Raw genomic sequence first — 11,703 nt, 5'->3', positions numbered from 1 at the left:
CCCCCCTTTTGTGTTGACGAGTAGCGGCTTTTTGTCAGGATTAGAGACTTACCTGTTTGAGCGCAGCGAGTTTGGTGAGTCTCCCTGACAAAAAACGCAACGCAGTGGAGCCGCAGGCCAACACATGGGGTGCCCTTTTCTTTGGTTCGTTTCTTTTGGGCAAACAAAAGAAATGAACGCCCCGCGGCAGCATTCCAAATCATAAAGTTAATAAATTGTTGAGATTCCAAAGCCCAATTGTTGGGTTTCGCAGGATCAACCACAACCTACCAAAATGAATTTTTTGACGCAAACAACTTGAACAACTTATTGTACAAGTAACCCCATCCACCTATACTTGTACAACTCATTGTACAAAGGTGCCGATATGAAAATCGTCTCATTTTCTGAAGCCAGAAATAGCTTAAAAACCATTCTCGATGGTGTGGTGAACGACGCCGATACCACCATCATTACCCGCCGTGATGCTGAAGATGCGGTGGTGATGTCGTTGGACTACTTCAACGGCCTGATGGAAACCGTGCATTTACTGCGTTCGCCCGAGAACGTTAAACACCTGAATAAATCAATTGAACAATTCAAAGCTGGCAAAACCAAACCACGAGAGCTGATGGATGACTAAACGCTTATTGTCATGGACTGACGAGGCTTGGAAAGATTATCTCTACTGGCAAGGTCAGGATAAAAAAACACTACGCCGAATCAACAAATTGATCACCGATGTAATGCGAAGTCCATTTGAAGGGATCGGCAAACCGGAAGCCTTAAAAGAAAACCTCTCCGGTTTCTGGTCACGACGGATTGATGACACCCATCGCTTGGTTTATGCCGTCGAGGATTCAGCGATTACGATTATTTCCTGTCGGTATCATTATTAAATGGAAACAAATCATAGTGCAGCAAACCTGGTTTTATTTGCGGACTGAAGCCCACTGTTCATTTTTTGCGTGGCCAAAAAACGAACCAAAAAAGGCCAGCCCATACTCGCCCTGCGGGTTCCCTGCGCTTCTCGATCTGATCGGGCATGACGGAAACTCGCTTCGCTCAAACAGCCGTCATGCTGATCCGACCAGCTCTGCGATGCTCGGCTTCGTATAAGGGCATCGAGGAGATTGACTCAAGCGTGGTGCTCGTGGATTCCCCTTTTGTGTTGCCGATAAAAATGGTTATTTCAGGATTAGAAATCGGAATGTCTGAGCGCAGCGAGTTTTTTCGATTTCCCTGAGATAACCATTTTTATCGGGGAGCCGCAGGCCAACACATGGGGTGCCCTGGGGTTGTTAGGGGAATGGGCACGCATTCCCCTGACTCGACTTTAAGTCGAAACAAAATCTAATGAGGGTTCGTTTTTTTGATTCGAGGCATCCATGCCTCTCACCCTTCGGGCGCTTCCGGCGTCCAAATTTGTTCCAGACAAATTTGTGAGCGAACAAAAGAAATGAACGCCCCGCGGCAGCGTTCCAAATCAAAATTTAACTCTGATTGTTGGGTTTCATTGCATTCAACCCAACCTACCATCGAAACCAAAACCCCACTCACACTGGTACAAAAATCAACGCCAACACATCATTCTGATAATCCCCGGTCGTTTTATACTCACGATAGCCTTTTGACATAGCAGCACCTACAGCATATTGATCGCCGTTATATTGCAAAATTACCGAATCACGCTGACCATTTTCCAGTTGAAAAAAGTGGCTTTCGAGCTGCAATGTTTGTCCAGGTAATAAATCGGGTTTGGTGCTGGCAATAATTAAACCGTGCCGATCGGTGAACAGACCAAAGGCTCCGCTGAGGATCTGATGATTATTATCTCGCGGTAATGAGTCTTGTAACATCGCTAGAAATTCGGGTTTGCCATCGAAGACCACGCAGATTCCGCCAACAGTTTTATTGTTATGAGGCGCTCGTATGGAGGTCAGATAAAGATATGTGTGTTGGCCGTTATACAGAGGCGTAGCGGCAAATGGTGAAACGGTATAGTGCTTGGAATCTGAGACAGCGAGAGTTTTTTTAATCACCGCCTGATCGGGCATGGTTTGGCCGATTAAATGGTTTTCATCGATATTGGAAACCGCGACGATTGTGCCGTTGCTATCGAATAACATCAGGTTGGTGTAAACCGTATAAAGACCATTGATGTACTCAAGTACGCTCGCCAGGGTTGCATCATCCTGATGACTGCGTAACGGTTGAGCCAAAATTTCACGAAAACAAGATGTAAGTGCCCACCAACGAACATCATTGGCGCGTTCATAAAGATTGCGATCCATAATGTCGACTGCGAGAAATGCCTGAAACTGCACGTCACTGAGTAAAGAACTGACGACGGTGTTGCAAAGATCGTCTATCGATTCATCAAACACGCCTTTGGTGCGATAACCGATAGTGCGGATTTCTTCCAGCACTGGCATGAATTCAATAGCATTGCGCTTGGCAGAAACAATCTGCCCATTGAGAACTACCAGACTTAAATCATCCACCACCCGTTCGGCACGGTAGGCAATATTTTGCAGGGTCTTGGAAAAGATGCTTGAGCGCTGTAATTGAACGGCATCACTTTTAGTAGCAGCGCTTTTTTCTGCAAACGCTTTTTGCACTGGCCGTAAGATAAGCCCAAGCCAATTGAGTCCGTTATAGCCTTGGTAACCTTTGGTTTTGTTTTGATGAGACAGGAAATTCTGCTCTTCCAGTTCAATGAAATTGATTCCGCTTTGACCTGAGCCACTGACCCGGTAACCAAATGGCAGAATCTGTTCGTTACTGCTACTTATCACCCGATTGTTTTGATCGAGGATGGCGATTATTTCATCCTCGCCGACCAGATTTGCGAAAATGCCGTTTACTTCATCTTCAAATCTAAAACACAGGCAGAGCACACCCAACAAATTGCCACCATGCCGTTCATCATCTCGAATAGGTGCCGAGAAAATATGTGCAGCCCGACGCCCGGATTGAAGATTGGAACGGCGAAATGTTTCAATATAAGGCTGAGTGGTTTCCAGAGTTTCTCGAATCAACGGATCGTTACTGCTTACAACTTGGTTAGTCTCATCAAGATTTACTCGGACACGCCCTTTTGTATCGAGAATCAAAATCTCGTCATAGACACTGTATTTGGTGGTGTATTCATGAAGGCGATCAACAATGGCCTGATGTTGCTGCTCAGTCGGGGTGGATTCACGCAGAAAGGTACGAATATCATCGTCGGTGGCAAGGAAACCCACGTCTGCAGTACGTTCAAACAAATTGCGGATCAGGATATCAATGGCGACCTGGGCCCGCGCACTGCATTCTAACTCCAGTTTACGGATATTCTCCTTCACCAGATTATTGATAAGATTGGCTTGCAACTCTTTGAAGTGTCGCCGTGTTACCTCCATATCGTCAATCAACGTTGGCGTCACAGAATGACTATTGATTTTGCCGATGAGCGTGACCTTCTGCCACCATTCTCCAAGTGAAAGAAACGTGTGATTGTATTGCGTTACTAACGGCATAAAGCGAATACATGAGGCGTGTAACGTTGAAATATCTTTATTGTCCATTTCGTCTGCATATCCATCCGAACGACACTACGCAGCCTGCATCCTTACAGTTTTCGCCCCGTTGCTAAGCTGAAGTCATCTATGGCTGACCCGAAACTTTTTGAGTGATTTGCTTATATCACTTGGCGCTAACAGTGACATTTTCAGCTAAAAGGCACAATACCTATTAAGTTTAATTTTCATACAACAATTTATTAGCTTGCTTTTTAATCTAATCAGCCCAATATTAGTTTTACAATTGTTAAATAAAACTGTGAAAACAGCAGGTTGGAGGTTGCTATGGCTGGAGGTTGGTCTCGAGATGGCGCAGTTCAGGATCAGATAGATGCCAGTGTTGAAGATGGTATTCAACAGGCTCGTTCTCGTTTGCCAAAAGGCGAAAGTCTGACGCATTGTGAAGAGTGCGAAAAAGAAATCCCCCAGGCAAGGCGTGAGGCGGTTCCAGGTGTTCGCCTGTGTGTGACTTGTCAGGAAATTGTCGACAAAGAAAACAAAGCGTTCAATCTGTTTAATCGACGTGGCAGTAAAGATAGTCAGCTGCGCTAGTCTTTCATTATGAATATAAATAAAAGAGCACTTCAGTGCTCTTTTGCTTTTAATCCCATTACTGTGTAAAGCTGTAACGGGGTTGTGCTCGGGAACCAGTTTTCTGAATCCTCCGCAGTTCACAAGAAATTGATATAGGCCAGTTTAAAGTCTGAGATTGAAAGTCTGATGCTTTATCTGGCTCACTTTTAGAGAGATATAAAATGAAGAAATTATTACTCGCGTTGCCTTTCATTTTCGCAGCGCAGCTGGCTGTGGCAATTGATGATCAGGATAAAGAAAATTATAAAAACAATTACACCACACAATTAAAACCACTGGTTGTACAACAGTTAAGTGCTGACAGACCAGAAATGACTGCTGGCGCCGTTGATGCTGAAGCAACTGCTTATGTCGCTAAAATGGCAGAATGTCAGTTCGTGGCATTAAGCCAGTTCCCAGAAAACTATCGTGATAAAGCGATTATGCCGGTAGCCGAAGGCGCTGATATCGCTGAGACGACATATGCGTTAAATCAAGAGCTGCTGCAAGATATTGAAACAGGCAAGCTGTCTAAAGATAGAGCAACGATGATGATTACCAATGCTCAGGAATCTGTGCAAATGTGTATGAACTCATAAAATTAAGACAACTGTGTTTTATAAAAAAGGGCCTTTCGGCCCTTTTTTTGTTTATGCAGCAATGCCAGTATGTCTTAACAGCGCATCAATCTGCGGCTCACGGCCACGGAATTCGATAAACAGTTCCATCGGTTCGCGGCTACCGCCTTGCTCCAGAATAGCCTCAAGGAATTCCAGACCAGTTTGCCGATCAAAAATGCCTTTCTCTTCAAATTTAGAAAACGCATCAGCAGACAACACTTCGGCCCATTTATAGCTGTAATAGCCTGCGGCATAACCGCCAGCAAAGATATGGGCAAAACTGTGCGCAAAGCGATTGAATTTGGGCGGTTTGACCACAGTAACTTCATCACGAACCTGTTCAAGAATTTTCTCGACCTGATTCGGCTCATTTGGATTAAATTCCAGATGCAGACGGAAATCGAATAACGAGAATTCCAGCTGACGTAACATCATCATCGCCGACTGGAAGTTACGCGCTGCAATCATTTTATCGAACAGTTCATCAGGCAGTTTTTCACCGGTTTGGTAATGCCCGGAAATCAAATCCAGTGCCTCACGTTCCCAGCACCAGTTTTCCATAAACTGACTTGGTAATTCGACCGCATCCCACGCCACACCATTAATACCCGATACTCCGGCATATTCAATTTTGGTGAGCATATGATGTAGACCATGTCCGAATTCATGGAATAACGTGGTCACTTCATCATGAGTGAACAAAGCCGGTTTATCACCGACGGGCTCAGAGAAGTTACAGGTCAAAAACGCCACTGGAATTTCAATACCGTCGGCGGTACGACGGCGTGCTTTACATTCATCCATCCACGCACCGCCACGTTTATGCTGACGGGCATATAAATCAAGATAGAACTGAGCACGAACGCTGCCATCCTCGGCGACAATCTCAAAAAAACGTACATCTTTATGCCAGACATCCACATCATGACGTTCCCGAATATCCAGACCGTATAAACGATTCACCACGCAAACAGCCCACTGACCACTTTGTCTTCCGGGAAATACGGTTTTAATTCTTCCTGTGAAATCGAATATCGCTGCTGACGCAATTTCTCAGCAAAATAGGTCACATCCCAGGCTTCCAGCTGACCTTGATCAGCGGTGACTTTGGCAAAGGCACGTAATTCGGCATATTCATTTTCGGCAATCGGTTTAGACCGCTTTGCCAAATCTTGCAAAAAGTCTAAAACCTGCTGCGGTGACTGGGCCATTTTGGTCGCCAATGAACGCTCTGCATGGTTGGCAAACCCCAGCAGATTCGCCAGTTGATGACGCAGATTCAGGATATCCAGCATCACCTGGGTGTTATCCCATTTACCTGCATGCGGACCTTGATCAGAAGCCTTGGTGGCAAACGCGGTATACATTTCCTCACGCAACTCACGATTATCGGCGTAAGACATGACTGGCATGTAGGATGGGAAATCCAGGGTAAACAACCAGCCTTCTTCACCTTCACGTTTAGCCATTTGCTCAGCCATTTCAATAGTGGATGGTGGCAAACCGGATAATAAAGATTCGTCAGTGATCAGCTTGCGCCATGCGTGGGTGGCATCCAGCAGGTTTTCTTCAAACTTGGCGGTGCGTTCGGTCATCTGCTGCGACAACTTTTTAAATTCATCACGCTTGGCCTGATCTAATTCAACACCGGATAAACGAAAATCACGAACGGCGTTATCAATGACTTTTTTCTGTGCCGTATCCAATTTCTGATACTCAGTGCCTTCGGCAATGGCTTTATAGGCTTGATACAGCGTTTCATTCTGACCCAGTTCAGTGGAAAATTCGCTGAGCTTTGGCAGGCAGGCATTGTATGCCTGACGCAACTCTTCGGAATTCACGACTGAATTCATATGGCTGACTGGCGACCAGACACTGTCGATCAGTGCGTCCATTTCTTCCATCGGATGCACTAATGTTTCCCATGTTGGCTCTGACAGCGTACTTAAAATAGTGTCGATTTTATTGCGAGCGGTGCTCAACGCATGATCAATTGCGGGCTCAACATGCTCGGCTTTAATTGCGGAAAATGGCGGTAAACGGTGATTTTCCAATAATGGGTTGCTCATAATTATGTCCTGATTAAGTTCGGTATCGCCCGCAGTATGGCGTTTGAAGTTACTGTCATGGTAACGCAACAAAACAGTCATCACACTGCAATATCATATAGATAAGGTTCGCTCAGAATTTTAAGTGAATGAGTGCCTTATGCAAACACAACTAAGTCACAAGCAAAAGCTGAAAGTTCGCACCGTGTTCATATCGGATATTCATCTTGGCTTCCGAGGATGCAGTGCAGAACTCCTCCTTAACTTTTTACATAATGTGGAATGCGAATATCTTTATCTGGTCGGCGATATTATCGACGTCTGGGAAATGAAAAAGCGCATGTACTGGCCTCAGGAACATAATAACGTCGTTCGTACGTTGCTGGGTAAAGCCAAACACAATACCAAGGTCATCTTCGTCCCCGGCAACCATGATGAGATTCTGCGGGATTATGATGGTGCTGTGTTCGGTAACGTTCAAATTCACAATGAAATCATTCACACCACCGCTGACAAACGAAAATTGCTGATTATTCACGGTGATCAATTTGATAGCGTGGTGAAAATATCGCCGATGCTGGCCAAAATTGGCAGCCGGCTGTATGAGTTTTTACTTAGAGCCAACCGCTGGGTAAATTATTTCCGTCGTAAGATGGGGTTTACTTACTGGTCACTGGCGGCATTTTTGAAACACAAAGTAAAAAATGCGGTGCAATACATCAGTAATTTTGAAGAAGCTGTGGCGCATGAAGCGGCTAAACAAGGTGTTGATGGCGTAGTCTGCGGCCATATTCACCGAGCCGAAATTACCCGTATTCAGAACATCGATTATTACAACTGCGGTGACTGGGTAGAAAGTTGTACAGCTTTAGTTGAACACTCGAATGGCCAGATGGAAATTATTCCCTGGGCAGAACTGTTTAATGAGCAAGTTTTGATAGCAAAAGCCGCTTAATGAAATTAGTGATTGTGACTGATGCCTGGGAGCCTCAGGTCAATGGTGTTGTGCGCACCTTGGGCAAAACACGTGATCATCTTTTAGAGATGGGCTATGAGGTGATCATGATCACCCCACTGAATTTTAAAACCATTCCCTGCCCTACATATCCGTCTATTCGTTTAGCTTTACTGCCTTATCGAAAACTTGCCAATATGTTGGAAAATTTGCGGGCTGATGCAGTGCACATCGCGACTGAAGGCCCGTTGGGAATGGCCGCAAGACGTTGGTGTTTACGCAATGAAATTCGTTTCACCACTTCATTTCATACCCAATTTCCTGAATATTTACGACTACGTTTACCGATACCACTGAGTTGGAGTTACGCGTGGTTACGACGCTTTCATCGGCCAGCTGCACGAACCTTAGTACCGACCATTTCACAACAGCAACGTCTGCAGCACTATGGGTTTCGGGATGTTTACGTGTGGGGACGCGGTGTAGATACCCAAATATTTAAAGCGGATATTGCCATCGAATATGATTTGCCTCGCCCGATTTTTATTAACATGGGCCGAGTGGCCGTTGAAAAAAACATTGAAGCATTTCTGGATCTGCAGTTGCCGGGCAGCAAAGTGGTGATTGGTGATGGTCCCGATTTGGAAACGCTGCAAAAACGTTATCCCAAAGTATTGTTTACTGGGGCCAAATATGCCGAGGAGCTTGCAGCTTATTTATCTGGGGGTGATGTATTTGTGTTTCCCAGTAAGACAGATACCTTTGGATTGGTAATTTTGGAAGCGATGGCCTGTGGGCTTCCGGTAGCAGCTTTTCCAGTGACCGGCCCAAAAGATATTGTCATTAAGGGCCAAACCGGAGAGCTCGATTGGGACCTGCAACAAGCGGCATTGAATGCGCTGAATCTGCAAAAAAATGATTGTATTGTTTTTGCTCGTGAAAATAGCTGGCAGAAATGCAGCGAAGTTTTCGCCAGCTATATGTACAACAATGGGGCTCCCACCCCAATCAAAACGGCGCAAAAGCTCAGTCCAAAAGCTGAATAGTTATCAATAGCGTGTTGCAAAGTGACAACAGCGTCATACTTTCTAGGTATTCGTACAACAGACTACTTGATTAGCCTAGAACTGCCGTGAGATTATTCCTCGTATATTCGTATAAGGAATACCGCAAATGTTCAAAGCAAAAGGTTTTTTCAGAATCAGCCTGATCAGCATGGTTGTTCTGTTTACAGGATGTGCGACAACACAACAAAATCCGGATGAACGTGATCCGTTCGAAAGTTACAACCGCGCCATGTACAAATTTAACGATACCGTTGACCGCGCTGTCTTGAAACCGGTAGCAAAAGGTTATGATGCCGTGGTTCCCGATGCAATCAGCTGGGGTGTCAGTAACTTTTTCAGCAACCTGAATGATATTACTGTCGCGATCAATAGCTTGCTGCAAGGTAAATTCAGCCAGGCAGCTGATGATACTGGACGTTTTCTGTTAAACAGTACGGTGGGTGTTGCTGGTATTTTTGATGTCGCTGGTCATGCTGGTAACAAAAAACGTAATGAAGATTTCGGTCAGACGTTGGGGGTTTGGGGAGCAGAACCTGGTGCCTATATCGTATTACCATTCTTTGGCCCGCGTACCGTGCGTGATTCGTTTGGTTTAGTCGGAGACATGTTTACTGATCCAGTCATGTATGTTGAAGGTCCGGGAGCACGAAATGCTTTAGCTGGAACCCGTCTGGTTGATACCCGCGCCAATCTGCTTAAAACGCAACGTGTATTGAGCGAAGCGACAGACGATGAATATGCATACGTGCGCAACGCTTATCTGCAACGTCGTCAATATCTGGTTTACGATGGTAATCCACCAAATGATGATGATTATGATTTATTTGATGACGAGTAATCCGTCACACCAATCGTTATAATAAAAAGAGCCGGATTTATTCCGGCTCTTTTTATTTCAAGGATCCACCATCGGTAGTTAAATGACTTCACTCTTATTTACCTTGGCGATTATCAGTGGTTTTGTCTTGCTGATTTGGGGGGCAGATAAATTCATTGATGGCGCGGCGGGCATTGCGTCAAACTTGGGTGTTGCCCCGCTGATTGTCGGATTAACCATTGTTGGTTTTGGCACCTCCGCTCCGGAAATGATGGTATCAGCCCTTGCCGCTTTTGACGGCGCCCCTGCACTAGGCATAGGTAATGCGATTGGTTCGAATATCACCAATATCGGGCTGGTTTTGGGGATCACAATTGTTATCGCCCCTTTGGCAGTTCATTCAGTTACGTTAAGACGTGAATTCCCGGTTTTAGTATTCATCATGTTCCTTGCCCTGCTGTTATTACTGTGGGATATGGAGCTGAATCGTATTGATGGCATTATTCTGTTTTCCGGGTTTATTCTGACCTTGTGCGGCATGGCATGGTTAGCAGTTAAAAGTGCACAAGACGATCCGCTCAAAATTGAATTCACCCAGGAATATGCACAACCTAAATTACCGCTAAAAAAAGCCATCATCGTTTTTTTTATAGGTCTCATTGCTCTGTTAGCGGGTTCCAAACTATTAGTTTGGGGAGCCACAGAAGTTGCGCAGTTATTAGGTATAAGTGATCTGGTGATTGGTTTAACTGTGGTCGCCATTGGCACCAGTCTGCCCGAATTAGCTGCCTGTATATCTTCTGCATTAAAAAATGAGCACGATATTGCTGTGGGCAATATCCTGGGCTCGAATATCTTTAACCTGCTGGCAGTATTGGCGATGCCGGGGCTGATTCAACCATCCAAAGTGGATACATTGCTGCTAACACGCGATTTTAGCTTTATGATTGCGCTGACAATTGTGCTTTATTTGTTTGCACGTTTTTGTTTGAAAGGCCAACTTGGACGCCCGGTTGGTTTATTACTGCTCATGGTTTATGCAGGCTATATAAGTTTGCTGGCCTATCAAGGTATGCATAACGGTATATGAAGATTGATGCGGAAAAATTAAAAAAACTGGCACTAGCGGTCATTGATACTGAACTGGAGTCAGTGATGTTGTTGCGGGATCGGATCGATGATGATTTTGTCCGTGCCTGTGAATACCTGCTGCAATGTCAGGGACGAATCGTGGTAATTGGAATGGGCAAATCCGGCCATATCGGCAGCAAAATTGCCGCCACATTAGCCAGTACCGGTAGCCCTGCTTTTTTTGTTCATCCCGGCGAAGCCAGTCATGGTGATTTGGGCATGATTACTGATAAAGACGTGGTACTTGCCTTGTCAAACTCCGGCGAAACCGCTGAGATCCTAACCATTTTGCCTCTGATTAAACGTCTCGGTGTGCCGTTAATTACTATGAGCGGCCGGATGGACTCCACACTTTCGTCATGTGCTGATGCGGTGATTAATGTCAGTGTGTTTAAAGAAGCTTGTCCACTTGGCTTAGCACCGACATCCAGCACGACGGTTGCGTTGGTAATGGGCGATGCATTAGCGATTGCTTTATTGGAGACTCGCGGCTTTACCGCCGAGGATTTTGCACTTTCCCACCCGGGCGGTAATCTTGGTCGACGTTTATTGCTACGGGTCAGCGATATCATGCATAGCGGAACCGCTATACCTCAAGTCAATCAACAGGCATTATTGCGTGAAGCACTGATTGAAATGTCCAAAAAAAGTCTGGGCATGACGGCAGTGGTGGATAATGAAGGCAAATTAGTCGGGATCTTTACTGATGGTGATTTGCGTCGTGTGTTGGCACAGGAAGTAGACATTCTGACAGCCCCATTAAAAGATCATATGACACGTCATTGCAAAACCGGTCAGGCAGAGATGCTGGCAGCCGAAGCATTGCAGATGATGCAGCAATACAAAATCAACGGTCTGTTGATTACCGATAAAAACCATAACTTAACTGGCGCACTGAATATGCACGACTTATTACGTGCTGGTGTGGTCTGATTTTCAGGAAAAAAATG

At 45.3% G+C, this 11,703-nt stretch carries 11 protein-coding genes and 1 pseudogene; 9 read left to right on the top strand and 3 right to left on the bottom strand.

Features of this window, described 5'->3' with window-relative positions; all coding sequences use genetic code 11:
• A partial coding sequence (locus A9E74_RS14500) for a hypothetical protein (RefSeq protein ID WP_218104300.1) occupies window positions 1-263 on the bottom strand: 263 nt, incomplete at its 3' end.
• A 104-nt stretch (window positions 264-367) separates the two neighbouring features.
• Here A9E74_RS14500 and A9E74_RS07970 point away from each other — a divergent pair.
• Both A9E74_RS07970 and A9E74_RS07965 read left to right on the top strand, forming a co-directional pair.
• The gene (locus A9E74_RS07970; protein WP_069296106.1) at window positions 368-622 is read left to right on the top strand and encodes a type II toxin-antitoxin system Phd/YefM family antitoxin; all 255 of its coding nucleotides are present in this window, start codon (window positions 368-370) and stop codon (window positions 620-622) included.
• A complete protein-coding gene (locus tag A9E74_RS07965) occupies window positions 615-878 on the top strand; it encodes a Txe/YoeB family addiction module toxin (protein ID WP_069296105.1) in 264 nt (87 codons plus the stop codon). Before A9E74_RS07970 ends, A9E74_RS07965 begins: the two co-directional genes overlap by 8 nt.
• A gap of 657 nt (window positions 879-1,535) precedes the next feature.
• Here the strand turns inward: A9E74_RS07965 and A9E74_RS07960 are convergent.
• Window positions 1,536-3,548, bottom strand: coding sequence for a cache domain-containing protein (locus tag A9E74_RS07960; protein WP_084002999.1), 2,013 nt, complete (start codon window positions 3,546-3,548; stop codon window positions 1,536-1,538).
• Between the two features lie 279 nt (window positions 3,549-3,827).
• On the opposite strand from A9E74_RS07960, the gene A9E74_RS07955 reads away from it, so the two are divergent.
• Window positions 3,828-4,094, top strand: a complete 267-nt coding sequence (locus A9E74_RS07955; RefSeq protein WP_069296104.1) for a DksA/TraR family C4-type zinc finger protein — start codon at window positions 3,828-3,830, stop codon at window positions 4,092-4,094.
• 203 nt (window positions 4,095-4,297) lie between these two features.
• Window positions 4,298-4,714, top strand: a complete 417-nt coding sequence (locus A9E74_RS07950; protein ID WP_069296103.1) for a hypothetical protein — start codon at window positions 4,298-4,300, stop codon at window positions 4,712-4,714.
• A gap of 51 nt (window positions 4,715-4,765) precedes the next feature.
• Here A9E74_RS07950 and prlC read toward each other — a convergent pair.
• Window positions 4,766-6,804, bottom strand: a pseudogene (gene prlC, locus A9E74_RS07945) (oligopeptidase A).
• 139 nt (window positions 6,805-6,943) lie between these two features.
• On the opposite strand from prlC, the gene A9E74_RS07940 reads away from it, so the two are divergent.
• The 5 genes from A9E74_RS07940 (at window position 6,944) to A9E74_RS07920 (ending at window position 11,686) form a co-directional block, all read left to right on the top strand.
• Window positions 6,944-7,738, top strand: coding sequence for a UDP-2,3-diacylglucosamine diphosphatase (locus A9E74_RS07940; RefSeq protein WP_069296102.1), 795 nt, complete (start codon window positions 6,944-6,946; stop codon window positions 7,736-7,738).
• Window positions 7,738-8,784, top strand: coding sequence for a glycosyltransferase family 4 protein (locus tag A9E74_RS07935; RefSeq protein ID WP_069296101.1), 1,047 nt, complete (start codon window positions 7,738-7,740; stop codon window positions 8,782-8,784). Before A9E74_RS07940 ends, A9E74_RS07935 begins: the two co-directional genes overlap by 1 nt.
• Before the next feature lie 127 nt (window positions 8,785-8,911).
• Window positions 8,912-9,643, top strand: a complete 732-nt coding sequence (locus A9E74_RS07930) for an MlaA family lipoprotein (protein ID WP_069296100.1) — start codon at window positions 8,912-8,914, stop codon at window positions 9,641-9,643.
• Window positions 9,644-9,725: 82 nt separating this feature from the next.
• Complete coding sequence (locus A9E74_RS07925) at window positions 9,726-10,712, top strand: calcium/sodium antiporter (protein ID WP_069296099.1); 987 nt, start codon at window positions 9,726-9,728, stop codon at window positions 10,710-10,712.
• Entirely contained in the window at window positions 10,709-11,686 is a 978-nt protein-coding gene (locus A9E74_RS07920) for a KpsF/GutQ family sugar-phosphate isomerase (RefSeq protein WP_069296098.1), read from the top strand. Before A9E74_RS07925 ends, A9E74_RS07920 begins: the two co-directional genes overlap by 4 nt.
• Window positions 11,687-11,703 lie beyond the last annotated feature (17 nt).

Origin of the sequence: Methylophaga muralis (assembly GCF_001720165.1) — a bacterium.
GTDB lineage: Bacteria > Pseudomonadota > Gammaproteobacteria > Nitrosococcales > Methylophagaceae > Methylophaga > Methylophaga muralis.
The sequence above is the reverse complement of the archived record's forward strand: the minus strand, read 5'-3'. Positions and strand labels throughout refer to the sequence as shown.

Bases quoted from the DNA above. Each gene is read 5' to 3' on its own strand.
- A9E74_RS07960 (WP_084002999.1), bottom strand. From the start codon at position 3,548: ATGGACAATAAAGATATTTCAACGTTACACGCCTCATGTATTCGCTTT.
- A9E74_RS07930 (WP_069296100.1), top strand. From the start codon at position 8,912: ATGTTCAAAGCAAAAGGTTTTTTCAGAATCAGCCTGATCAGCATGGTT.
- A9E74_RS07935 (WP_069296101.1), top strand. From the start codon at position 7,738: ATGAAATTAGTGATTGTGACTGATGCCTGGGAGCCTCAGGTCAATGGT.
- A9E74_RS07955 (WP_069296104.1), top strand. From the start codon at position 3,828: ATGGCTGGAGGTTGGTCTCGAGATGGCGCAGTTCAGGATCAGATAGAT.
- A9E74_RS07940 (WP_069296102.1), top strand. From the start codon at position 6,944: ATGCAAACACAACTAAGTCACAAGCAAAAGCTGAAAGTTCGCACCGTG.
- A9E74_RS07950 (WP_069296103.1), top strand. From the start codon at position 4,298: ATGAAGAAATTATTACTCGCGTTGCCTTTCATTTTCGCAGCGCAGCTG.
- A9E74_RS07970 (WP_069296106.1), top strand. From the start codon at position 368: ATGAAAATCGTCTCATTTTCTGAAGCCAGAAATAGCTTAAAAACCATT.
- A9E74_RS07925 (WP_069296099.1), top strand. From the start codon at position 9,726: ATGACTTCACTCTTATTTACCTTGGCGATTATCAGTGGTTTTGTCTTG.
- A9E74_RS07965 (WP_069296105.1), top strand. From the start codon at position 615: ATGACTAAACGCTTATTGTCATGGACTGACGAGGCTTGGAAAGATTAT.
- A9E74_RS07920 (WP_069296098.1), top strand. From the start codon at position 10,709: ATGAAGATTGATGCGGAAAAATTAAAAAAACTGGCACTAGCGGTCATT.